The sequence below is a fragment of the Streptomyces bullii genome (assembly GCF_042657145.1).
GTDB lineage: Bacteria > Actinomycetota > Actinomycetes > Streptomycetales > Streptomycetaceae > Streptomyces > Streptomyces bullii.
Genome location: NZ_JBHSNY010000001.1, coordinates 827,218 through 851,163 on the forward strand (window position 1 = coordinate 827,218; position 23,946 = coordinate 851,163).

General features: G+C 71.9%; 18 protein-coding genes. 1 reads left to right on the plus strand and 17 read right to left on the minus strand.

All coding sequences use genetic code 11. The features are described from left to right. Nucleotides 1–253: 253 nt before the first annotated feature. The 9 genes from ACFPZJ_RS03770 to ACFPZJ_RS03810 all read right to left on the minus strand — a co-directional run bounded on the left by ACFPZJ_RS03770 (nt 254) and on the right by ACFPZJ_RS03810 (nt 11,823). Nucleotides 254–2,569 carry a xanthine dehydrogenase family protein molybdopterin-binding subunit gene (locus ACFPZJ_RS03770; RefSeq protein ID WP_381017064.1) on the minus strand — a complete coding sequence of 772 codons (2,316 nt, stop codon included), beginning with the start codon at nt 2,567–2,569 and terminating at the stop codon, nt 254–256. Further along, nucleotides 2,566–4,764, minus strand: coding sequence for a 2Fe-2S iron-sulfur cluster-binding protein (locus ACFPZJ_RS03775; protein WP_381017067.1), 2,199 nt, complete (start codon nt 4,762–4,764; stop codon nt 2,566–2,568). Before ACFPZJ_RS03775 ends, ACFPZJ_RS03770 begins: the two co-directional genes overlap by 4 nt. After that, entirely contained in the window at nt 4,761–5,654 is an 894-nt protein-coding gene (locus ACFPZJ_RS03780) for an FAD binding domain-containing protein (RefSeq protein WP_381017070.1), read from the minus strand. Before ACFPZJ_RS03780 ends, ACFPZJ_RS03775 begins: the two co-directional genes overlap by 4 nt. A 256-nt stretch (nt 5,655–5,910) precedes the next feature. Then, entirely contained in the window at nt 5,911–7,560 is a 1,650-nt protein-coding gene (locus tag ACFPZJ_RS03785) for a beta-N-acetylhexosaminidase (RefSeq protein ID WP_381017073.1), read from the minus strand. Nucleotide 7,561: 1 nt separating this feature from the next. Continuing rightward, the gene (locus tag ACFPZJ_RS03790; RefSeq protein WP_381017075.1) at nt 7,562–8,401 is read right to left on the minus strand and encodes a carbohydrate ABC transporter permease; all 840 of its coding nucleotides are present in this window, start codon (nt 8,399–8,401) and stop codon (nt 7,562–7,564) included. Continuing rightward, on the minus strand, nt 8,398–9,333 hold the full coding sequence (locus ACFPZJ_RS03795) for a carbohydrate ABC transporter permease (protein ID WP_381017331.1): 936 nt from the start codon (nt 9,331–9,333) through the stop codon (nt 8,398–8,400). The genes ACFPZJ_RS03790 and ACFPZJ_RS03795 overlap by 4 nt, the downstream gene beginning before the upstream one ends. Nucleotides 9,334–9,383: 50 nt before the next feature. After that, nucleotides 9,384–10,679 (minus strand): extracellular solute-binding protein, encoded by a 1,296-nt coding sequence (locus tag ACFPZJ_RS03800; RefSeq protein ID WP_381017333.1) that lies wholly within the window; start codon nt 10,677–10,679, stop codon nt 9,384–9,386. 226 nt (nt 10,680–10,905) lie between these two features. Further along, complete coding sequence (locus tag ACFPZJ_RS03805; RefSeq protein WP_381017077.1) at nt 10,906–11,187, minus strand: DUF3039 domain-containing protein; 282 nt, start codon at nt 11,185–11,187, stop codon at nt 10,906–10,908. A 63-nt stretch (nt 11,188–11,250) separates the two neighbouring features. Beyond that, nucleotides 11,251–11,823: a YqgE/AlgH family protein gene (locus ACFPZJ_RS03810; protein WP_381017080.1), complete on the minus strand. Its 573-nt coding sequence runs from the start codon at nt 11,821–11,823 to the stop codon at nt 11,251–11,253. A gap of 253 nt (nt 11,824–12,076) precedes the next feature. Between ACFPZJ_RS03810 and murA the strand changes: the two genes are divergently transcribed. Beyond that, nucleotides 12,077–13,423 carry a UDP-N-acetylglucosamine 1-carboxyvinyltransferase gene (gene murA, locus ACFPZJ_RS03815; protein ID WP_381017081.1) on the plus strand — a complete coding sequence of 449 codons (1,347 nt, stop codon included), beginning with the start codon at nt 12,077–12,079 and terminating at the stop codon, nt 13,421–13,423. Between the two features lie 133 nt (nt 13,424–13,556). On the opposite strand, the gene ACFPZJ_RS03820 is transcribed toward murA, so the two are convergent. The 8 genes from ACFPZJ_RS03820 to ACFPZJ_RS03855 all read right to left on the minus strand — a co-directional run bounded on the left by ACFPZJ_RS03820 (nt 13,557) and on the right by ACFPZJ_RS03855 (nt 23,759). Continuing rightward, nucleotides 13,557–13,838: an HU family DNA-binding protein gene (locus ACFPZJ_RS03820; protein ID WP_003990598.1), complete on the minus strand. Its 282-nt coding sequence runs from the start codon at nt 13,836–13,838 to the stop codon at nt 13,557–13,559. A 359-nt stretch (nt 13,839–14,197) separates the two neighbouring features. Continuing rightward, entirely contained in the window at nt 14,198–15,622 is a 1,425-nt protein-coding gene (locus tag ACFPZJ_RS03825; protein ID WP_381017084.1) for an NAD-dependent malic enzyme, read from the minus strand. A gap of 428 nt (nt 15,623–16,050) precedes the next feature. Further along, nucleotides 16,051–18,360 (minus strand): HelD family protein, encoded by a 2,310-nt coding sequence (locus ACFPZJ_RS03830; RefSeq protein WP_381017087.1) that lies wholly within the window; start codon nt 18,358–18,360, stop codon nt 16,051–16,053. Nucleotides 18,361–18,424: 64 nt separating this feature from the next. Continuing rightward, nucleotides 18,425–19,255 (minus strand): zf-HC2 domain-containing protein, encoded by an 831-nt coding sequence (locus ACFPZJ_RS03835; protein WP_381017090.1) that lies wholly within the window; start codon nt 19,253–19,255, stop codon nt 18,425–18,427. Then, nucleotides 19,255–19,776, minus strand: coding sequence for a sigma-70 family RNA polymerase sigma factor (locus ACFPZJ_RS03840; RefSeq protein ID WP_010039908.1), 522 nt, complete (start codon nt 19,774–19,776; stop codon nt 19,255–19,257). The genes ACFPZJ_RS03835 and ACFPZJ_RS03840 overlap by 1 nt, the downstream gene beginning before the upstream one ends. Nucleotides 19,777–20,127: 351 nt before the next feature. Then, a complete protein-coding gene (locus ACFPZJ_RS03845; RefSeq protein ID WP_381017092.1) occupies nt 20,128–20,721 on the minus strand; it encodes a CGNR zinc finger domain-containing protein in 594 nt (197 codons plus the stop codon). A 350-nt stretch (nt 20,722–21,071) separates the two neighbouring features. Next, nucleotides 21,072–22,235 carry a uroporphyrinogen-III synthase gene (locus ACFPZJ_RS03850; protein WP_381017094.1) on the minus strand — a complete coding sequence of 388 codons (1,164 nt, stop codon included), beginning with the start codon at nt 22,233–22,235 and terminating at the stop codon, nt 21,072–21,074. Between the two features lie 141 nt (nt 22,236–22,376). Continuing rightward, on the minus strand, nt 22,377–23,759 hold the full coding sequence (locus ACFPZJ_RS03855) for a nitrate/nitrite transporter (protein ID WP_381017097.1): 1,383 nt from the start codon (nt 23,757–23,759) through the stop codon (nt 22,377–22,379). Nucleotides 23,760–23,946 lie beyond the last annotated feature (187 nt).

Below are 23,946 nucleotides of genomic sequence, written 5' to 3' on the forward strand. Positions count from 1 at the left end.
CACCACTGACAACGGCCCCCGAATTCGAGGACGCTCGGCTCGGCCGGGACACCCCCGCACCACAAGACGCTCGAACCACCCTCGCGCGTTGCCTCCCGGCACGGATCGCCTCGACCGTCTCCCCCACCGTCGGCTCGTAGGTGCCCAGCCACAGCCCGAGCGGCACCACGTCCCGCACGACCGCCGTGATCCCGGCCTCCGCGTACACGTCCGCCATCGCCGCCGCGCGGGCGGCGCGGCGGCGCGGGCTCCATCAGGTCGCGTTGACCACCGCGGCCTGCGGGCGGATCGGCAGCCGGTTCACGGGGCGGCCCGTGGCGGCGCGTACGGCGGAGGCGATGGCCGCCGGGGAGGTGACCACCGGCACCGCGCTGACCGCCTTCGCGCCGAAGGGCGCGACCACGTCCCGTTCCTCGACCAGCTTGACGATCCGGATGTCGGGCGCGTCCAGAGCCGTCGGCAGCGCGTAACCCGTCAGGGCGGGATGGCGGATCAGCCCGCGCGGGGTGCGCAGGTTCTCGGTGAGCGCGATGCCCACGCCCTGCGTGACGCCCGCCTCGATCCGGGCCTCCAGCTGGGCCGGGTTCAGCACCCGCCCCACGTCCTGGGCGACGGCCAGTTCCACGACCCGTACGGAACCGATCTCGATGTCGACGTCCACGACCGCGCGGATCGCGCAGAAGGACATGCCCACGAAGGCGTCGCCCTGGCCGGCTTCGTCCAGGGGCTCGGTCGGGTGCGGGCGGCACTGCGCCGTCGCCCACAGCTCCTTGCCGTCCAGCGCCTCGGTGACGGTCGTGGAGAGCACACCGTCGTAGGAGGTGATCTTGCCGTCGGTGATCTGGAGCAGCTCGGTCGACATCCCGAACTTGTGCGCCAGGGGCTGGAGCAGCTGCGTGCGGACCATCTTCGCTGCGCGCTCCACCGCCCCGCCCGACACCCAGGTGTGGCGGCCGCGGCAGCCCGCGCCGGCCGGTGGCTGGTCGGTGTCCACCGGCGCCACGTGCACCTCGTCGACGCCGAGCGTCTCCTGGACGATCTGCCGGGCGAGCGTCGCGAAGCCCTGGCCGGTCTCGACGGCCGCGCACAGCACCGTCGCCACACCGTCCTGGACCTTCACGGTCGCCGTGGAGACCTCGTCCGCGCCCTCCGCGCCGAGCATGTGCACCATGCCCAGGCCGTAGCCCACGCCCCGGCGCACCGCGCCCGGTTCGCCCGCGCCCTCGGGCCCGCCGGGCAGCAGCCAGTCCTCCTCGGGCGTGTCCTTGGGCAGCGGGGGCAGAGGGTGGTCCCGTACGGCCTGGAGCAGTTCTGCGACGGGCGCCGGGCACGTCACCGTCTGGCCCGTCGGAAGCACGTCACCGGTGGCCATGACGTTGCGCAGGCGCAGTTCCGCGGGGTCCATGCCGAGCTTCTTGGCCAGTTTGTCCATCTGCGCCTCGTACGCGGCGCACACCTGCATGGCGCCCTCGCCGCGCACATGGCCGGAGGGCGGGTTGTTCGTACGGACCGCCCAGCCCTCGATGAAGGCGTTCGGGACGACGTAGGGGCCGCAAGCGAAGGCGACGGCGGCGGCCAGGGCGTCCGAGGACGTGTCGGCGTACGCGCCCGCGTCCAGCAGGATCTGCGCCTCGACCTTGACCAATCTGCCCTCCGCGTCGGCGTGGTGGCGGTAGCGCAGCAGGGTGGGGTGGCGGTGGGCGTGGCCCAGGAAGGACTCTTCGCGCGTCGCGGTCAGCTTCACCGGGCAGCCGGTCTTCAGCGCCAGCAGGCCGAGCGGGAGCTGGAAGCCCTGGTCCTCACGGTCGGCGGTGGCGCCGGGGACGCCGGTGACGACGACCTTCACGCGCTCGGGCTCCAGGCCGTAGCAGGCGGCGGCCGTGTCGCGGTCGGTGTGCGGGTCGGTGGAGGCCAGGTACAGCTCGACGCCCCCGTCGGGGCGCGGTACGGCCAGGCCGGCCTCGGCGCCGATGGGAGCCGGGTCCTGGCGGCCGATGCGGTAGAGGCCCTCGACCACGACCTCGCCGTGCGCCTCCGGGTCGCCGTGGCGCAGCGGGATGTGCCGGATCAGGTTGCCGTCGGGATGCAGCGGCTCGGCCTCGAAGGCCTGTTCCGGGTCGGTGACCGGGTCGAGCACCTCGTACTCGACGATGACGGCGGCGGCGGCCATCCGCGCGGTGTCGGGGTGGTCGGCGGCGACGGCGGCGATGGGCTCCCCGTGGTGGCGTACCACCTCGGAGGCGAAGACGGGCCGGTCGGCCGTGCCGCGGCCGTGCAGCGGGTCGCCGGGGATGTCCTCGTGCGTAACGACGGCCCGAACACCGGGCATCTCGCGCGCGTGGGAGGTGTCGATGGACAGGATGCGCGCACGCGCGTGCGGCGAGCGCAGCACCGCCCCCCACAGCAGGCCCTCGGCCCACAGGTCCGCGGCGTACGGGAAGGTGCCCTCCGTCTTCGCGCGGGCGTCGGCGGCCGGCAGGGAGGCGCCGAGGCCGTGCGGAATCGGTTCGGGGGCTGGGGCGGCCTCCGCGGGCTGCGCGGCCTGCGCGGTGGCTGCTTCGTTGCTCACGCGTGGCCTCCGTCCTGGCCGTAGGGCTGGTCATGCGGTCCGGGGGGCGGGAACGCCTCGGGGTGGACACCGCCCGCTCCCGGGCCCGCCTGGTGAGGGATACGGGGCTCGTCGGCGGCCGGCTCGGTCCCGTCGGCGCCTGCGTGCGCCTCGCGTTCGGCGACGACCTCCTTGACGGCCTCCACCACGCCCCGGTAGCCGGAACAGCGGCACAGGTTGCCGCACAGCGCCTGACGGGTCTCCAGCTCGCTCGGCGCCGGGTTGCCCTCCAGCAGGTCGTGCACGGTCATCGCCATGCCGGGCACGCAGAAGCCGCACTGCACCGCGCCGCACCGGGCGAGCGCCCGCTGCACGTCCGACGGCTGCCCGTCGACGGCCAGGCCCTCGACGGTGCGGACCTCGCTGCCGGCCGCGGTCACGGCCGGGACCAGGCAGGAGGCGACGAGCCGGCCGTCGACCTGCACGTTGCAGGCGCCGCACTCGCCTTGCGAGCAACCGTCCTTGGCGCCCGCGAGCCCGAGCCGCTCGCGCAGCACGTACAGCAGCGACTCGCCGATCCAGGCGTCGTTGACGGGCCGGTCGGTGCCGTTGACGCGCAACACGTACGAGGCGAGGGGGTGCTCCTCGTCCCCGGGCACGGGGGACGCGTCGTGCGGCGCCTGGGCGCCGGGGGCGTCCGTGCCGTCGGGGGCGTCGGAGGCGCCGGCCGTCTCGGCGGCGTCGGCGGCCTCCGGTTCGGGTTCCGGCTGCTCGGTCGGCGCGGTGTCGGTGGGAGGCTCTGAGGGGCTCTCAGCGGCCTCCGCGGCCCCTTGGGTGCCGTCCGGGGCCTCCGGGACCTCACCGGCCGCGGGAGCGGACTGTGAGGCCGTCCGCGCGGCTTCGGAGTCGGTCCGCTGCGGGGACTCCGGGGACTCCGGGGACTCCGGCGACGGCTCCGGTGCGGCTTCCGTGGGCACTTGGGCGCCGGCGGCCTCGGGGTACGGCTCGGGGGACGCCGCGGGCGCGTGCCCCGCCGCCTCCTCGGGGCCCTCCGAGTCCGGCTCGCCGTGCGCCCGCCCGGCGGCCGGGGACCGCTCCGGCCCGTGCCCGGCGGCGCCGGACGGCTCGTACGGGTAGCCCTCGTGCGCGTGGCCGACCGCTCCGGCCGGCTCGGGAGCGTGCGAGGCCGCCCCGTGCTCGGGCCCGCCCTGCTCCGGCTCCGCGGGCGTCGAGGCGCCGGTCGCCCGCTCGTGTACGTGGGCACCGGCCGTCTGTGCGCGTGCGTGCGCGTCGGCCGTCTGTTCGTGTGCGTGCGCACCGGCCGTCTGCTCGTGCGCACCGACGGCCTGCTCCGGCTGCTCCGAGGTGTGCGGCCCGTCGGCGGTCCGCCCCGGGGCGTGCCCGCTCGCCGCCTGGTCGGGCGTGAGCCCGTGCGTCCCGGCCTGCTCCGGCCCGTGGCCGGGTCCGCCGGGCGCGTGCTCCGCCCCGGTCGCGTGTTCCGCCGCCTGCTGCCCCCACGGCTGCCCCGTGGCCTGCGTGGCCCAGGGCGCCGGGGCACCGCCCGGCAGGGTGGCCGGGGGCGTGCCGCCCCACTGCTCGACCAGCGAGGACGTGGTGAACTCCCCCGACTCGTCCGGGAGATCGCCTCCGGCGACGGGAATGGACCACTGGCCGGTCACGTCGTGGCCGGGCGCACCGCTCGCGGCGCTCTCCGCGGCGGCCGCCTCCTCGAGGTTCCACTGCCCGGTGGCGCCGGGGTTGTACGTGAACCTGTCGTGCGCGGTGTGCGGCTGTGCCGCGGCGCCCGGGTCGTGCCGCTGGTACTCGCCCTGGCCGCCGTGCTGCTGGTGCTCACCGTGGGGATCGCCGTGACCGTCGTGCTGCTGGTACTCGCCCTGCCCACCGTGCTGCGCCGCCGCCCCGTGCGGGTCGTGCCACTGGGCGCCGTCGACGGGTGCGCCGGGCACCGCCCAGGCGCCGGTCGACGCGGGGTCGGTGCCGGCGGTCGTGGCGGGGGTGACCGTTATCTGCGGCGGGACGTAGCCGTGTCCTGGCGCGGCGAGGGGACTGTCGCCGCGCCCGGCCAGCAGGGCGTCGACGCCCCCCTCGGGGAGCTTGACGAAGGCGGTTGCGCCGTCGTCGTAGTCGCCCTGGGGCAGCGGGTCCCAGCGACCGCCGCCCTGGGGCGTGCCCTCTCCGTGCTGGTCGTCGGTCACGACAGCGCCCTCCCCAGTGCTCGTCGGGCCAGCGCGGCGACGGTGCGCCGCAGGTGCAGTACGGCGGGCGGAAGCTGCTGTACGGAGCCGTCCTCGGCCGGGGCCGGGTCGGGGATGCAGGCCGCGGCGACGTACTCCCCGAAGGCGTTCAGCGCCTCCGGCACGATCGCGCGGTTGTTGTCCCAGTCGATGAGCTGGGCGACCCAGTGCTCGGCCTCCAGGGGCCGCAGCGGCATCGGCGCTATGGCGCCCACCGCGCAGCGGACGCCGCGCCGGGCGGGGTCCAGGACCAGCGCGACGGAGGCGACCGCGCGCCCCGGGCCCGTGCGGCCGGTGGCCTTCAGGAAGACCTGCGGGGCGTGCAGCAGCGGCACGCGCACGTAGCCGATGAGTTCGCCGGCGCGCAGCATGTCCATCCCGGCCAGGAGGTGCGACACCGGGATCTCCCGGCGGGCTCCGCCCGGGCCCGCGATGATCAGTGTCGCCTCCAGGGCGGCCAGCACGGGCAGCGCGTCCCCGGTGGGGGCGGCCGAGGCGATGTTGCCGCCCAGGGTGCCCGCGTTGCGGATGTGCGGCGGACCCGCGGCGCGCGCGGCCGCGGCGAGCGCCGGGATGAGGGCGGCGAAGTCGGGGCGGCCCATGCGCGCGTGCGTCAGGCCGGCGCCGAGCAGCGCGTGACCGTCCTGGTACTGCCAGCCGCGGATCTCGCTGATCCGGCCGAGCCCCACCAGGGCGGCGGGCCTGAGCTGTCCGGAGTTGACGGCGGCCATCAGGTCGGTGCCGCCCGCGACGGGCACGGCGGCGGGCATGGCGGCGAGTGCCGCCACGGCCTCGTCCAGCGTCGTGGGCAGCGTCACGGCCTGCGCCGCCTGCGGTGCGTGCGTGGTCAAACCGGCTTGCCCCTTCCCGCTGCCCCACCTGGTCCCACCTGTGTTGCCGTACGGTACGTGCTGACAGGGCGGACGTGGCAACTCTGGCACATCTTCGCGAGAGCCGAGGACAGGGGTCCGCTAGGAGGCATTCGCCCACCTCACGGGGGAGATGGCCCGTTTTCGCACGCCTTCACCGGTGCGGCCTAATTGGCACTCTTCGGTGACCCTTGCGTGCTTTTTCCGTGACGTGCGGGGGCCGTTGCACACGCGTGCGCTAGCGGCGGGGCGGCGGGCCGTCGATCGGCCGCCCCGGAACGCCCGGGCGCTTCTGCCAGGGCAGCGGCCCGGTGGGCGGCCGGTAGGCGACGCCGAGGGCGTCAAGTCGCCGGTAGTGGGCGGCCATCCGCCGCTGGAAGTCGGCGAAGTCCCGTTCCTCGGGGGCGGGCAGGTCGCTCCAGGCCACCTCGGCGAGGGCGGCGAGCCGGGGGAAGGTCTGGTAGTCCACGCGCGCGTGGTCCTCCATCACCTCGGTCCACACGTTGGCCTGCGTGCCCAGCACGTGCCGGGCCTCCTCGGGCGTCAACTCCGGCGGCACGGGCTCGAACCGGTAGACGTCCTCCAGGGTGCGCACCCATCCGATGGGTACCGGCTCGTCGACGCCCGCGTCCTGGCGGTGGTCCAGGTAGACCTGCTGCTCGGGGCACATGACGACGTCGTGACCGGCCCGGGCGGCGGCGACCCCGCCCGCGTAGCCGCGCCAGGACGACACGGCCGCCCCGGCCGCCAGGCCGCCCTCCAGGATCTCGTCCCAGCCGATCAGCCGGCGCCCGCGCGCGGAGAGCCACGCGTCGAAGTGGCCGATGAACCAGGACTGCAACCCGTCCTCGTCCCTCAGCCCGAGTTCCGCGATGCGGGCCTGGGCGGTCGCCGACCGCCGCCACTGACCCTTGGGGCATTCGTCGCCGCCGACGTGGACGAACGCCGAGAACTCGGCGGCGTGCGCCGGGAAGAGACCGAGCACCTCCTCGAAGACGCCCTCGTAGAAGCGCAGGGTGTCGTCAGTGGGGGCGAGTACGTTCGGATTGATCCCCCAGGTGTCCCACACGGTCAGTGCGGAGGTGTCGATGACGTCGGTGTTGCCCAGTTCCGGATACGCGGCGATGGCGGCCTGCGAGTGGCCCGGTACGTCGATTTCGGGGACGACGGCGATATGCCGCTCGGCGGCGTACGCGACGATCTCCCGGATGTCGTCCTGGGTGTAGTAGCCGCCGTGCGGCTTGTCCTCCCACAACGGCGAGGCCCGGTGGCCGATTTTCGTGCGCGCCCGCCAGGAGCCGACCTCCGTCAGCCGGGGGTACCTCTTGATCTCCACACGCCATCCTTGATCATCCGTCAGATGGAAGTGGAAGACGTTGAGTTTGTGCGCCGCCATGAGGTCGAGGTAGCGCAGCACACCGTCCTTGGGCATGAAGTGCCGGGCGACGTCGAGCATGAATCCGCGCCAGCGGAAGCGGGGCCCGTCTTCGATCACCTGGTGGGGTACTCGGTACTTCTCGCCCGGCCGTACGGGCGCCTTCCGGAAGGCGTCGGGTCCGAGCAGCTGGCGCAGTGTCTGGGCGCCCCAGAAGACGCCGGCCGGGCTGCCGCCGGTGATCTCGACGCCCCGGTCGGCGACGACGGCGAGCCGGTACGCCTCGGGCTCCAGGGCGTCGTCCAGGCGCAGTCGCACGCAGTCCCGGGCGTCCTCGGGCCCGGGCCGCAGCGGCAGTCCCAGGGCCGGGCCGAGCGTGGTGCGCAGCCAGCGCTCGGTGCCGCCGGTGCCGGGCGCGGCGCACAGGGCGGTGTCCCCGGTCAGCGGGACGGTGCCGCGCCCGGGCCCCTCGACGGCGCGGGGCGCGGGAATCAGTTCGGTCGGCGAAGTCACGTCATTCCTTTACCGCTCCGCCCAGTCCGGAGACCAGCCGTCGCTGTACGAGTACGAAGAACACCAGCACCGGAATGGTCATCACCGTGGACGCGGCCATGACGCCGCCCCAGTCGGGATCGTCCGGCTTGTAGAACACCAGCAGGGCCATCGGCAGGGTGGACCGGGACGTGTCGCTGATGATGAACGACTTGGCGAACAGGAAGTCGTTCCAGGCGGAGATGAAGGAGAACACACTGGTGGCCACGAGGCCCGGCAGGACGAGCGGGAAAAGGATCTGCCAGAGGAATCGCGCGTGGCTCGCCCCGTCGATGTGGGCGGCCTCCTCCAGCGCCTCCGGAACGGCTTTCACGAACCCCCGCAGCATCCAGATCGCGAACGGCAGCGAGAAGGCGATGTGGGGCAGGATCAGCGACCCGAGCGTGTTCAGCTGACCGGCATCCCGCATGAGGAAGAACAGGGGGATCGTGAGCGCCTCGACGGGCACCATCTGGGCCACCAGGAACATGATCAGCAAGGTGGTCCGGAAGCGGAACCGGAATCGCGTCACGGCGGTCGCCGCGAGAAAGGCGATCAGGGCCGAGGCGATCACGACACAGCCCGCGACGAGAAGACTGTTGAGGAAGTAACGGCCGAATTCCTGCTGCCCGAAGACGCGCCGGAAGGAATCCAGGGAGGGCGCCAGGGTCCACGGTCTCGGCTGCGCCGACTCGATCTCCCCGGCCGGTCTGAAGGCGCTGAGCACCATCCAGTACAGGGGAAAGGCGACGACGACGGCGATCAGCAGCGCGGACACCTCGGCGGCGAGCCGACCGGGCCGCCGTTTCCGTACGTACCTCACAGCTCCTCCCCTCGCCGGCGCAGCAACCGCAGGTGGACCAGCGTGACGGCGAGCAGGATCAGCAGCATGACGACGCCGATCGCCGAGCCGAGGCCGTACTGCGAGGAGGCGAAGGCCTGCTGGTAGGCGTAGACGTTCAGAACGAGGTTCTGTCCGGCGATGCCGCCGCCGTTCGTCATGACGTAGATCTGCGTGAAGACCTTGAAGTCCCAGATGACCGACTGGACGGTGACGACGACCAGGATGGGGCGGAGCATCGGGGCGAGCACGGAGCGCCAGATCCGCCACTGCGAGGCGCCGTCCAGGGCGGCGGCCTCCAGCACCTCGGCGGGTACGGCGCGGATCCCGGCGTACACCGTCACCATCACGAACGGGAAGGAGCACCACACGACTTCGAGGAGGACCAGGAAGAAGGCGCTGTACCGTCCGTACGTCCAGGAGTGGTCGCCGAGCCCCAGAAGCCGGTTGACCGGCCCGAAATCCGGGTCGAACAGGAGGAGCCAGACGGTGGAGCCGGTGACGGCCGGGGTCGCCCACGCGCCGAGCGCGGCCAGCATCAGGGCGAGCCGCGGCAGGGCACGCACGCGCGTGAGGAGCACGGCGAGCGCGCAGCCCACCGCCAGCGTGGACAGGACGCAGGCCGCCGCGAACAGCACGGTCGCCAGCAGCACCTGCCGGAACTGGTCGTCGCGGAAGACGTCGGCGTAGTTCCCCAACCCCCGGAAGCTGGTCGGTTCGCCTCCGCTGACCTGGGCCTGCGTGTACTGGAACAGCGAGATCAGGCCAAGCTGACAGATCGGGTAGAGGAGCAGCCCGCCGAGCACGACGAGCGCGGGTGCGAGGTACAGCCAGGGAGTGCTCCGACGACCCCTGCGGCGCGGGGCCGTGACCTGTCCGGCTCCGCCGCGTGGGCGCGGCCGGCCACGGACCACCCGCCGCGACCGGTCCGCGACGCCCGGGCCACTGGGCGCTGTCACCCGCGTCACCCGGCGGAGCCGAACGCGTCGTTCATCTTCCTCGCCGCGTCCTGCGAGGCCGCCGCCACGCTTTTCCGGCCGCTGACGACCTCCTGGAACATCGTCGGCAGGACCAGCTGGGAGTCGATCTGCGACCAGGCGGGCGATGCGGGTACGAACTTCGTGCCGGCGGCGAGGGTCTCGACGAACGGCTTGACGAACGGCTCCTTCGCCGCGGCCTGCCGACGAACGTCCGTGAAGGTCGGCAGGAAGCCCATCGCGTCGAAGAGCCGGGCCTGGGTCCTCTTCGAGGCGAGCTGCTTCATCAGCTCGACGGCGAGCGTGCGGTGGGAGGTGCTCTTCAGTACGCCGATGTTGTTGCCGCCCGCGAACGCCGGGGCGACGGAGCCGGGCTCGACCCCGGGCAGCGGGGCGACGGCGTACTTGCCCCTCACCTTGCCGGCCTCCACGGCGGTGTGGCTGAAGTCGCCGCCGATCGCCATGCCCGCCTTGCCGGCGGCGAACGCGGTGATCGTGTCGTTGCCGCCCATGCCCGCGCACTTGGCGGCGGGGCAGTTGTCGTCGCCGAACAGCGACGTGTACGCCTTGATGCCCTTGCGGGCCGCCGGGCTGTCGATGGCGGAGGCGTACGACCCGTCCTCGCCGGTGGCGATCTCGCCGCCGTGGGCCCAGACGAAGGGCATCGCGCCGTAGGTGTAGGCGCCGCCGACGACGAGCCCGTACAGGCCGGGTTTCTCGGCACGGATCCTCCGGGCGGTGGAGGCCAGTTCGGCCATGCTCTTCGGGGGTATCAGGCCGAGTTCCTCGAACACGTCCGTCCGGTAGTACAGGGCGCGGACACCGACGTAGAGGGGCGCTCCGTAGACCTTGCCGTCGACGGTGACCGACTGTCTGGCGGTGGGGTCGCTGCTCCTGGTCTCGGGCCAGGCGTCGAACTCCCGGGTGACGTCCAGGAGTCCACCGTCGTGGACGTGGCCCGCGGTGTCGGTGTTGCCGTACTCCATCACGTCGGGCGCGGAGTCGGGGTCGTTGAAGGCGGCCTTGACGCGCTGGGCCCGGGTCTCGACCGGGATGTACTCGACGTCGACCTCGGTGCCCTGGTGGGCCTTCTCGAAGGCGGTGACGACGGAGCCGACGACCTTCTGCTTCGGGGTGTTGCCGACCTCCTGGAAGAGCCAGACCCGCAGGGTGCCGGTCTTCTCGTCCTTGCCGGAGGAGGCGTTGCCGGAGGTCTGGGGGGTGCAAGCGGCGCAGACGAGGAGGGCCGCGGCCGGCGCGGCGAGACGGACGGACAGCTTCATGACGTGGTTCATGGAGTGCTCCTCCGAGAAGGTGTTGCAACATGCGCAATGATGGTTTCGCTGTGCACAACACCCCGGAGGCTAGGGACACCGCGAACAGGGCCACAAGAGGTCTCAACCACTCTGTGACCGGCCGACGCACCCCGTGCAACGCCCGGACAGCACAAAAGCCCCCAGGGCACGCGAAACGCACCCTGGAGGCCCTACGCCTCTGAGCCGGGGTCGGCTACTTGTCGCCCTTGCCCTGGTCGTCGCCGCCGGCACCCATGGAGTCGTAGATCTCCTTGCACATGGGACACACGGGGTACTTCTTCGGGTCGCGGCCCGGCACCCAGACCTTGCCGCAGAGCGCCACGACGGGGGTGCCGTCGAGGGCGCTCGCCATGATCTTGTCCTTCTGGACGTAGTGGGCGAAGCGCTCGTGGTCGCCGTCGCCGTGGGACACCTGTGGCGTCGGCTCTACGAGGGTCCCCGTACCAGTCCCGCGCTCGGGCTCAAGAGTGCTCATAGCTCCAAGGGTACTGAAGCTCACACGCATCAGTTGAGCGAAGGGGCGTCACGGCCGAGCGCCTCAGTTCAGCGAGGGGTCGTCCGGGTACGTGGCCACCATCGCCAGCTCGTTGCGCTGCCGGCGCAGCACTTCGCGCCAGAGTCTCTCGGGAGCCGGGGAGGAGACGTCGCCGGGCTCTGACTCGACGACGTACCAGGCCCCGTCCACCAGTTCGTCCTCCAGCTGACCGGGGCCCCAGCCCGCGTACCCGGCGAAGATCCTCAGGGAGCCGACGGCGGAGGCCAGCAGCTCCGGCGGGGCCTCCAGGTCGACCAGACCGATCGCGCCGTGCACCCGGCGCCAGCCGAGCGGGGCGACCTCCCCGGACGCTCCGCCCGGGACGACGGCGACACCCAGGGCCGAGTCCAGCGAGACCGGGCCGCCCTGGAAGACGACACCGGGTTCGCCGGCGAGCTCCGCCCAGCCCTCCAGGATGTCGCCCACCCCCACCGGGGTCGGACGGTTGAGGACGACACCGAGGGAGCCCTCCTCGTCGTGGTCGAGAAGGAGCACCACCGCACGGTCGAAGTTCGGGTCCGCCAGGGCGGGCGTGGCCACGAGCAGCCGCCCTGTGAGCGAGGACACCTCGGTCATGCCAGACATGATCCCGCATCTTCCCGCCCCGTGGGGAGGCAATCAGGGGTACGGGAGTGCGCGCAGGTCGGAGTACGCGCATGGCGCCCCTCGCGCACAACGGCGGCCGTGACCCCATGTGCCCGGCGTGGAACGGTTCGTGTTGTGACACAGCTATGACGTGGATGGGCCGTCCTCAGGCTTACTTGAGGGGGGTCGGCGGCCATTACTCTGTCTCTTCCACCCCTGCCCCACTCCACGGAACGCGAGATTCATGACCGTCAACGGCTCTGACGACGTACTGCTTGTCCACGGCGGAACCCCGCTGGAGGGCGAGATCCGTGTCCGCGGTGCGAAGAACCTCGTGCCGAAGGCCATGGTCGCCGCCCTGCTGGGCAGTGAGCCAAGCCGGCTGCGCAATGTTCCGGACATCCGTGACGTGCGCGTCGTACGCGGTCTGCTGCAGCTGCACGGGGTGTCGGTCCGCCCGGGTGAGGAGCCCGGCGAGCTGGTGCTCGACCCGACCCGCGTGGAGAGCGCGAACGTCGCCGACATCGATGCCCACGCGGGTTCGTCCCGGATCCCGATCCTGTTCTGCGGCCCTCTCCTGCACCGCCTCGGACACGCGTTCATCCCGGGTCTCGGCGGCTGCGACATCGGCGGCCGGCCCATCGACTTCCACTTCGACGTGCTGCGGCAGTTCGGCGCGAAGATCGAGAAGCGGGAGGACGGGCAGTACCTGGAGGCGCCGCAGCGGCTGCGCGGCACGAAGATCCGGCTGCCGTACCCGTCCGTCGGCGCCACCGAGCAGGTGCTGCTGACCGCCGTCCTCGCGGAGGGCGTCACCGAGCTGTCGAACGCGGCCGTGGAGCCGGAGATCGAGGACCTGATCTGCGTCCTGCAGAAGATGGGCGCCATCATCGCGATGGACACCGACCGCACCATCCGCATCACCGGTGTGGACAAGCTCGGCGGCTACACCCACCGCGCCCTCCCGGACCGCCTGGAGGCCGCGTCCTGGGCGTCGGCGGCGCTGGCGACCGAGGGCAACATATACGTCCGCGGCGCCCAGCAGCGCTCGATGATGACGTTCCTGAACACCTACCGGAAGGTCGGCGGCGCCTTCCAGATCGACGACGAGGGCATCCGCTTCTGGCACCCCGGCGGCCAGCTGAAGTCCATCGCGCTGGAGACGGACGTCCACCCGGGCTTCCAGACCGACTGGCAGCAGCCCCTCGTCGTGGCCCTGACCCAGGCCACGGGCCTGTCGATCATCCACGAGACGGTGTACGAGTCCCGCCTGGGCTTCACCTCCGCCCTGAACCAGATGGGCGCCCACATCCAGCTCTACCGCGAGTGCCTGGGCGGCTCCGACTGCCGCTTCGGCCAGCGCAACTTCCTGCACTCGGCCGTCGTGTCCGGCCCCACCAAGCTCCAGGGCGCCGACCTGGTCATCCCCGACCTGCGCGGCGGCTTCTCGTACCTGATCGCCGCCCTCGCGGCCCAGGGCACCTCCCGCGTCCACGGCATCGGCCTGATCAACCGGGGCTACGAGAACTTCATGGAGAAGCTCATGGAGCTGGGCGCGAAGGTGGAGCTCCCCGGCAAGGCGCTCGGGTAACGACACCGCCCGGCGCCCGGCCCGACGGCTCCAGGCGCGCGTACGGCGATGGGGCGGCCTCCCGGTGAAGGGGGCCGCCCCATTGGCGTTACAGCGTCTCGTACGCCGTCCCGTGGCCTACGAGACGGCGAGGTCACTTGCCCTTGGCGGCTTCCTTGAGCTTGGAGCCCGCGGAGACCTTCACGCTGTAGCCGGCCGGGATCTGGATGGGCTCGCCGGTCTGCGGGTTGCGCGCGGTGCGAGCGGCACGGTGGGTGCGCTCGAAGGTCAGGAAGCCAGGGATGGTGACCTTCTCGTCCCCCTTGGAGACGATGTCGCCGACCACGTCGGCGAACGCGGCCAGCACGGCGTCGGCGTCCTTGCGGGTCACCTCGGCGCGGTCGGCCAGCGCGGCCACCAGCTCACTGCGGTTCATGTTGTTACTCCCGTGTTCTTCTTGCCGTTGAGGCGTGCCACGCGGCGGAGCCGCATGTTCGGGCACCGGCGAAGCCGATGCTGCCAGGGTCCTCGGTGAGTCCCCGGGCCGGGTCCGTCGTCAGACCCTCGCGCCCAGGGACGCATCCTGCCTCCACCTGCGGCGGGAAAGCCAATCCGGCACCCGCAGGAGTCGTGAGAACACCCTTGGGAGTCACACGAAAAGAGGGCTGAGCCTGGCCGACACGATAGAGGGCGGCACCGACAGGGACGTTCCCCGACGCGCCGTCGCCCAGCCGGTCGTGGCGATCCTCACAGCGCTCGACGGCCGTGAGGCCGGGCCGATCATGCCACCGGCCGCTACGAGGCGGTCGCCGACGCCCCCACCGCCTTGGCGGCCTCCCGCACCGCGCCGGCCACGGCGCCCGCGACCTTGTCGTTGAAGACGCTCGGGACGATGTAGTTCGGGTTCAGCTCGTCCTCGGTCACCACGTCCGCCAGGGCCTTGGCGGCGGCGAGCATCATCTCCGTGTTGACCGTGCGGGACTGCGCGTCGAGCAGGCCGCGGAAGACGCCCGGGAAGACCAGCACGTTGTTGATCTGGTTCGGGAAGTCGGACCGGCCGGTGGCGACAACTGCCGCGGTCTGGCGGGCGATTGCCGGGTCCACCTCGGGGTCCGGGTTCGCGAGCGCGAACACGATGGCTCCGTCGGCCATGGCGGCCACGTCCTCGCCGTCCAGGACGTTCGGGGCGGAGACGCCGATGAAGACGTCGGCGTCGCGCACGGCCTCCTTGAGCGTGCCCGTCAGGCCCTCGGGGTTGGTGTTGTCGGCGATCCAGCGCAGCGCCGACTCCAGGTCGGCCTCCACCAGGTCCTCGCGGCCGGCGTGCACGACGCCGTGGATGTCGGCGACGACGGCGTTCTTCACGCCCGCGGCGAGCAGCAGTTTGAGGATGGCCGTACCGGCCGCGCCGGCGCCCGACATGACGACCCGCACGTCCTCGATGCCCTTGCCGACGACACGCAGCGCGTTGGTGAGGGCGGCGAGGACGACGATCGCCGTGCCGTGCTGGTCGTCATGGAAGACGGGGATGTCGAGGGCCTCGCGCAGGCGCGCCTCGATCTCGAAGCAGCGCGGGGCGGAGATGTCCTCCAGGTTGATGCCGGCGAAGCCGGGGGCGATCGCCTTGACGATCTCGACGATGGCGTCGGTGTCCTGGGTGTCGAGGCAGATCGGCCAGGCGTCGATGCCGGCGAACCGCTTGAAGAGGGCCGCCTTGCCCTCCATGACGGGCAGGGCGGCCTTGGGGCCGATGTTGCCGAGGCCCAGCACGGCGGAGCCGTCCGTCACGACCGCAACGGAGTTGCGCTTGATGGTCAGGCGGCGGGCGTCCTCGGGGTTCTCGGCGATCGCCATGCAGACGCGGGCCACGCCCGGCGTGTAGACCATGGACAGGTCGTCACGGTTGCGGATGGGGTGCTTGGACGCCATCTCGATCTTGCCGCCAAGGTGCATGAGGAACGTACGGTCCGAGACCTTGCCCAGCGTGACGCCCTCGATGCCGCGGAGCTTCTCCACGATCTCGTCCGCGTGCCCGGTCGAGGTGGCCGCGATCGTGACGTCGATGCGGAGCTTCTCGTGGCCGGACGCGGTGACGTCGAGGCCGGTCACCGAGCCTCCGGAGGACTCCACGGCGGTGGTGAGCTGCGAGACGGCGGTTCCGCTCGCGGGCACCTCCAGCCGGATGGTCATCGAGTAGGAGACGCTGGGCGCCGTTGCCATGGCCGACTTCCTCTGCTTTCACCGTTCGCTGAGTTGTGCCGTCCGATCGTCGCACCTACCCCTGAGTACGCGGTAGCCGCCCGGGATTGCGAACGTTTTGTTCGCGTACAGCTCGGGTAAAGGCGCCACTTTCGGAAAACTATTTCCACCATACGAGAGACGATCAGGTAGCGCCAAGAGAAGGCGGGCCCACGCCGACGAAAGAGGCCCACGTCACGTGGTGACGTGGGCCTCTCGCGCGTTCAGTGACACCGACCCGCCATGCTCGCCTCGCGGCAAGTGGTCGCTCGTAGCGACGAAGGTTGGGCCCGGGGGCTTGGATCGGGCCGGTGCCACACCCAGGCTAACAAACGGATCTCCCGGGGCCATTCCCGTGGAGGAAGTCCTCCCAGAAGTTCACTCGCCGTCGGCTGCGACGGCGGGTGCCGTCAATCCCGCAGCAGGTCCGGCACCCCGTGCGCATCCGGTTCGTCCCGTTCGCCCGACACGATGGTCAGCTGCTGGGTGGCCCGGGTCAGGGCGACGTACAGCACGCGCAGGCCGGCCGGTGACTCGTCCGCGATCTCGGCGGGCGACACCACGACCGTCGCGTCGTACTCCAGGCCCTTCGCCTCCAGGCTGCCGAGCGCCACCACCCGGTCGCCGAGCCCGGCCAGCCACCGCCGGGCCTCCTCGCGGCGCCGCATGGCGACCACCACGCCGACCGTGCCGTCCACCTGGTCCAGCAGCCGCGCCGCCGCCGCCCGCACGGTCCCGGCGAGCGAGTCCCGTACGGTCGTGAAGCGCGGCTCGACGCCGGTGGAGCGCACCGCCTTCGGCGACGGGGAACCGGGCATCGCGAGAGCGAGCACCTTCGCGGCCAGATCGGCGATCTCGGCGGGGTTGCGGTAGTTCACCGTGAGCTGGAAGCGGCGGCGCGGGCGGGTGCCGAGGGCCTCGTCACGGGCCTCGGCCGCCTCCTCGGGGTCGGACCAGGAGGACTGGGCCGGGTCCCCGACGACCGTCCACGTCGCGTGCCGGCCGCGGCGACCGACCATGCGCCACTGCATCGGCGTGAGGTCCTGGGCCTCGTCGACGATGACGTGGGCGTACTCCACCCGCTCCTGCGCCAGCCGCTCGGCCCGCTCACGCTGCGACTCCTCGCGCACCGGCATCAGCTCCTCCAGGCCGGTGAGCTGGTCGAGCGGGTCGATCTCGCGCTTCTTGCGCGGGCGGGCCGGGCTGCCGAGGATCGCCTGGAGCTCGTCCAGCATGGCGATGTCGTGCACGGAGTGGCCGTCGCGCCTCAGGGAGCGGGCGACCTTGCGGACCTCGCCGGGGTTGAGGACCCGGCGGGCCCAGCGGCCCAGCCGTCTCTCGTCCGCCATGGCCCGCAGCACGGCCCGCGGGGTCAGCTCGGGCCACCAGGCGTCGAGGAACGCGAGGAAGTCGTCCTCGGAGGTGATGTCCTCGTCGAAGGAGGAGCGCAGCTCGGCGGCCAGCTCGGGATCGGTGTGGCGGGCGGTCGCGCCCGACTTGTCCCACAGGGCGTCCAGGAGCAGTTTGCGGGCGCGCGGGCGGAGCAGGTTGACGGGCGCGGTGCCGCCGAGGGCGTTGCGCCGGATCCGCTCCAGTTCCTCCGCCTCCAGTTCCAGACGGCGGCCGAAGGCGACGACCCGCAGCCGGGCCGGGGAATCGTTCAGTTCCAGCGCGCCGCGGGCCGCCTTGCGGAGCACCTTGAGCATGCGGGAGGAGCCCTTGGCGCGGGCCGTCGACGGGGAGTCGTACAGGGTGGCCTCGGCGCCCTCGACCAGCGAGCCGATGGCGCGGATGGCGACCTGGCCCTCCTCGCCGAGGGAGGGCAGCACGCCCTCGGTGTAGGCCACCAGCAGGGGGGTGGGCGAGACGATCAGGATGCCGCCCGCGTACCGGCGCCGGTCCTGGTAGAGCAGGTACGCCGCCCGGTGCAGCGCGACGGCGGTCTTGCCGGTGCCGGGGCCGCCCTCGACGTACGTCACGGAGGCGGCGGGGGCGCGGATGACCAGGTCCTGCTCGGCCTGGATGGAGGCCACGATGTCCCGCATGGTGTGACTGCGGGCCCGGCCGAGCGCGGCCATCAGGGCGCCGTCACCGATCACGGGCAGCTCGCGGCCGTGCAGGAACGCCTTCAGCTCGGGACGCATCAGGTCGTCCTCGACGCCCAGCACCCTGCGGCCCTTGGAGCGGATGACGCGGCGGCGCACGACCCGGCCGGGGTCGACGGGGGTGGAGCGGTAGAAGGGAGCGGCTGCGGGGGCCCGCCAGTCGATGACCAGCGGGGCGTAGTCCTCGTCGAGGACGCCGATGCGGCCGATGTGCAGGGTCTCGGCGATGTCGGCGGTGTTGTCCGGGCGTACGGCGCCCTCCGCCGGCTCGACGGCGGTGTAGGCGCCGTCGGGTCCCTTCTTCCCGTCCTTGCCGGGCAGCAGGTCGATGCGGCCGAAGAGGAAGTCCTCGAACTCGTTGTTCAGCCGGCTCAGGTGGACGCCCGCCCGGAAGACCTGCGCGTCCCGCTCGGCGAGCGCGCCGGGCGTGCCGACCTGACCCCGCTTGGCCGCGTCGTGCATGAGGAACTGCGCCTCGTGGATCTTCTCCTCCAGGCGGCGGTACACCCGGTCCAGGTGTTCCTGTTCGACGCTGATCTCTCGGTCCCGTACGGAGTCGTGCGAGGCGTCCTGAACCGAGTCGACCGCGGTTTCCTGTTGAGCCTGAGCGGCCACCGGGCCCCCTTCTGACGTGCTGGGCAGCCGTCAACCGTACGCGAAGGGGACCCGTGCGCGGAAGCTACGCGTCGAGCTCGGCCAGCTTCTTCCCGTCGAAGTCGATGATCTCGAAGCGGTCGATGTCGTTGAGCTGGAACGCGGCGCTGCCCTGGACGTACAGCGGCTCCCTGGCCTTGTCGGTCTTGGCGTCCGGGATGCCGTAGCCCCACTTGGGCACGGACCAGGAGGCCAGGGTCTCGCGCTCGCCGTTCTTGCCGACGGCGATCAGGGAGCACTTCAGCGGGCCCTTGAGGTTCTTCAGCTCCAGTACCCCGAAGGTGCCCCAGTCCTTCGGCTGGACCGCGACGCTCGCGGTGACCTTGGTCGAGGGGTCCGTGCCCGTGATCTTGTCGGGGATGGACTCGAAGGCGTCCTTCGCGGGGCTCGACGCGAGGGTCTGGCCCTGCTTGCCGCCCCCTCCGTCGCCACCGCCGCTGGTCGCCACGGCGACGAACGGGCCGCCGACGATCAGCGCACCCGCCGCGGCCACCATGTAGAAGCTGCGGCGGCGCTTGCGGGCGCGGCGCTCGGCCACCTCGTCGACGAGCTTCTCCACCAGGCGCGGACTGGGCTTGGCGGACAGCGACTCGCCGATCGCGGGGGTGCCGGCGCCGGGCAGGTCCGCGAGCGCGGCCAGCATCGGCTCCATCCCGGCGAGCTCGTCCAGCTGCTGGGCGCACCACTCGCAGGACGCGAGGTGCATCTCGAAAGCGGTTGCTTCGGCGTCGTCCAGAAGACCGAGGGCGTAGGCACCGACGGTCTCGTGCTCGTTCGGCACCGGAGATCCCTGCATGGGACCAGACATACCCGTACCGCCCGCTCCGAATCCCTGATATCCCCCGTACCCGCTCATCACGCCGTCACCCCCCGCTCCTCCAGTGCCAGCTTCATCGACCGCAGGGCGTAGAACACCCTGGAGCGCACGGTTCCGCTGGGTATGCCCAGGGTTTCCGCCGCCTCATTGACGGTACGCCCCTTGAAGTACGTCTCGACGAGCACCTCCCGGTGAGCCGGGGTCAGGTCGTCGAGCGCGTCCGACAGCGTCATCAGCCACAGCGCCTTGTCGATCTCGTCCTCCGCGGGGATGACCTCCAGCGGCGACGGATCGACCTCCTGCGGCCGGGCCTGCCGGCTGCGGTGGCCGTCGATGACGATGCGCCGGGCGACCGTCACCAGCCAGGGGCGTACCGATCCGGTCGCACGATTGAGCTGACCGGCGTTCTTCCAGGCACGGATGAGCGTCTCCTGCACGACGTCCTCGGCGCGCTGCCGGTCTCCGGCGACCAGGCGCAGGACGTAGGCCAGCAGGGGTCCGGCATGTTCGCGATAGAGCGCACGCATCAGCTCCTCGTCGGGTTCCGAGGGCTGGGACATGCGATGTCGGGCCCTCGGTGCTCGTTCATTGGCCACGACGGAATCCTTGCGCACGCCCACCTCCGATGTCCGGGGGTTCCCCCAGTCGGTCGCTCGACCACCCGTACGCAGCGGGGGCGTTGAGTGTTCAAAGTGAAGTGACAGTTTTCTCAGGGGTGACGTGACGAGCAGGACATGCGCGCACATTCCCACCGCTCGTTCTTTACATTTCCGACACAGTCGGCAGGATCTCCGGGACTGCCCCTACGGGACCGTAGGTAAACGGGATGTAATCGACATCACTTCGACAGCGGAGAATTGACGGTCCGACAGTTACGGGTGAAGGTCCGACAGTTGCCGCATTTACGACAGCTAGGTGCGGGCGAGTGCCGCGCGGCGGCGGTGGCGGGCCACGCGTTCGCGGTTGCCGCAGACCTCGCTGGAGCACCAGCGCCTTCTGCGGCCCCGGGAGGTGTCCAGGTAGACGATCGGGCAGTTGTCGCCCGCGCACTGGCGCAGGCCCGCCCGGGCGACGGGGTCGGTGAGCAGGTCGACGGCGTCCCGGGCGACGGCCGCGAGAAGGGCGGCGCAGCCGGGCGGGCCGTCCAACCGCCGTACGAGGGCGCCGTGTTCGTCGCGAACCGCCCGGGGGGCCGGGGGCGCGGTACGGGCGAGGTCGTTGACGCGGGTCAGCGCGAGGTCGTAGGGCCGGGCCCCGGGCGCCAGCCAGCCGCGCACCAACCGGTCGACCTGGCCGCGCAGTTCGCGGAACGCGACGAGCCAGGTGGTGTCCGCGTGGGCGAGCGCGGTGTCGGCGGGGACGAGTCCGGAGCGGACGATCCAGGCGCGCAGCACCTCCACGGAGTCGAGCCGTTCGGTGGGATGGGTGGTCGCGAGGAGATCCAGACAGATCCGCCCGGCGTCGAACCGCAGCTCGTACGGGGCCGTGGCCGTACCCAGTGCCATGTGCCTGTCACCGCCTAGGGGTCACCCCGGTCGGGAAGGGGTCGGTGGGATGCCGGTGAGGGGACGGGGAGAACCGTTCCCTCCCACAGTGCCTGCCCACTCCCGCGCCCGGAACCCCTTGGACGGCCGACTCGGCCCGCGCCGTTACGGCGCCGCCCCGCTGTGCGCGCACGGAAGCGGAAGCCCTCCCGCGGCCGCGGAAGCGGTGTGCCTGGGGGCGGTGGACACGGTGTCCCTGGGGGCGGTGGACGCGGTGTCCGTCCAGCGGACCCGGCCCCTACCGCCCGCCCGAAGCCCAACTCCCACACTCCGCACAAGCCGTATCCCCACGCGCCCGGCGGAGCCGGCCCCTACGCCTCTGCCTCCGCGTCCGCGTACTTGGCGTCGGCCGCCGGGTCCAGCGCCAGGCGGTACCCCCGTTTGACCACTGTCTGGATCAGCTTCGGCGCGCCGAGGGCCGTGCGCAGGCGCGCAATCGCCGTCTCCACCGCGTGTTCGTCACGCCCCGCGCCCGGCAGCGCGCGCAGCAGATCCGCGCGGGCCACCACCCAGCCGGGCCGCCGGGACAGGGCCCTGAGCAGCGACATCCCGGCGGGCGGTACGGGTTTGAGCTCGCCGTCCACCAGCACCGCGTGCCCGCGGATCTCCACCCGGTGCCCGGCGATCGGCAGCGACCGTGCCCGGGCGGGCAGTTCCTGGCACAGCAGTTGGACGAGGGGGCCGAGCCGGAAGCGTTCGGGCTGGACCGTGTCGATGCCGTGGGCCTGCAGCGGCAGCGCGGTGACCGGGCCGACGCAGGCCGGCAGGACGTCGTGTCCGAGGGCGGCCAGCACCTCGGGCAGCAGTCCGCGTTCCTCGGCCCGGGACAGCAGGGACGCGGCGGCGGGCGCGCTGGTGAAGGTGAGCGCGTCCAGGCTTCGGGAGACGACGGCGTCCAGCAGCCGGTCGACGGGCCCGATGTCCTCCGGAGGCATCCACCGGTAGACGGGCACTCCGACCACCTCGGCCCCGCCCTCCCGCAGCGCCTCCACGAATCCGGGCAGCGGCTCGCCGTGCAGCTGGATGGCGATGCGCAGGCCGTCGACGCCCTCCTCCAGCAGCCGGTCGAGCACCTCGGCCATGGATTCCGACGACGGCGACCACTCCTCGGTCAGCCCGGCGGCCCGCACCGCGCCCTTGACCTTGGGACCGCGCGCCAGGATCCGCACGTCGCGCAGCCGGGACAGCAGATCCTCCCCGAGCCCCCAGCCGTCGGCGGCCTCGACCCACCCGCGGAACCCGATCGCGGTCGTGGCGACGACGATGTCCGGCACCTGCTGGAGGATGTCCTTGGTGGCGGCCAGCAGTTCGCTGTCGTCGGAGAGCGGCACGATGCGCAGGGCGGGGGCGTGCAGGACCGCGGCGCCCCGCCGCTGCAGCAGCGCCCCCAGCTCGTCGGCCCGGCGCGCGGCGGTCACGCCCACGGTGAACCCCGCGAGGGGTCCGTGTTCTGGTCGCTGTTCTTGCTCGTCCATGGCTCTCGTCCCGCACTTCAGTCGTGGTACCTGCGTGCCGTACGCCGTATCCGGGTGCCATACGGCGGTCACCTGCATGCCGATCGAGCCTGTCAACGGTGCGTGACAGGCTCGGTTCGGCTTCATGTCGTCGGTGTTACGTCACACCTCGGCATAGCTGAGCTGCGGCTTCGCCTCGGCGCTGGCCACGACCTGGCTCCGGGCGGCCGAGCGGCGAAGGTATACGGCCCAGGTCACGGCGAAGCAGACGCCGTAGTAGGCGAGGAAGGCGACGAACGCTCCGGTGCCGGAACCGTAGGAGAGGAACGACTGCCGGAAGGCGAGGTTGATGCCGACGCCGCCGAGCGCGCCGACGGCGCCGATGAGCCCCATGGAGGCACCCGACAGCCGCCGCCCGTAGGATGCCGCCGCCTCACCGGTGAGCCCCTTGGCGCGGGCCTTGGCCTGGAAGATGCCCGGGATCATCTTGAACGTCGAGCCGTTGCCGAGCCCGGTGAGGACGAAGAGGATCACGAAGGCGACGGTGAACAGCGCGAGCGACTTCTCCATGGAGGCGGCGATGAGGACGGCGGTCGCGACGCCCATGGCGACGTAGTTGTAGAGGGTGATCCGCGCGCCGCCGTAGCGGTCGGCGAGCCAGCCGCCCAGGGGACGGATGAGGGAGCCGAGCAGCGGGCCGATGAAGGTGACGTAGGCGGCCTGGAGCGGGGTGCGGCCGAACTGGTTGGTCAGCACCTGGCCGAAGGCGAAGCTGTAGCCGATGAACGAGCCGAAGGTGCCGATGTAGAGGAAGGACATGATCCAGGTGTGGGCGTCCTTCGCGGCGTCCTTGGCGGCGCCGGTGTCGTTCTTGACGTTCTCCAGGTTGTCCATGAACAGCGCGGAGAGGACGGCGGCGACGACGACGAGCGGGATGTAGATCCCGAGCAGCAGGCGCGGCCCGCCGCTCGCCCCGATGATCGCGAGGGCGACCAGCTGGATGACGGGCACGCCGATGTTGCCGCCGCCCGCGTTGAGGCCGAGCGCCCATCCCTTCTTACGGAGCGGGAAGAAGGCGTTGATGTTGGTCATCGAGGAGGCGAAGTTGCCGCCGCCGACGCCGGCGAGCGCGCCGACGAGCAGGAAGGTGGAGAACGAGGTCCCCGGCTCCATCACCAGGAACGCGGCGACCGTCGGGACGAGCAGCAGACTCGCCGAGATGATCGTCCAGTTCCGTCCGCCGAAGATCGCGACGGCGAAGGTGTAGGGCACGCGGACGACGGCCCCGACCAGCGTCACCATCGACGTCAGCATGAACTTGTCCGCCGGGGTCAGCCCGTACTCCGGGCCCATGAAGAGCACCAGCACGGACCACATGGTCCAGACCGAGAACCCGATGTGCTCGGAGAGCACGGAGAAGAAGAGGTTCCGCCGGGCGATCTTCTCGCCCGTCTCCTGCCAGAAGGTCTCGTTCTCCGGATCCCAGTGCTGAATCCAGCGACCGCCCCTGCTCGGGGGTGCGGGGGCCGGGCTCGGGGCTGTCATGACGCCTCCACGGTGCTCGGGGCTCGGTGGTTCGGTGAGCGGTATGAGTCCCGAAGGTAGGGAGGGCGCGTTTCCTGCCTGTGGCACCGAGTGACCGGAAAGGAACTTTGCTCTCACCTCGGGCGGGGGCGGGATGAGAGGTTCCCGGCGGGGGCGGGGCGGATCAGGGCTGTGGGGGCTGTGGGTA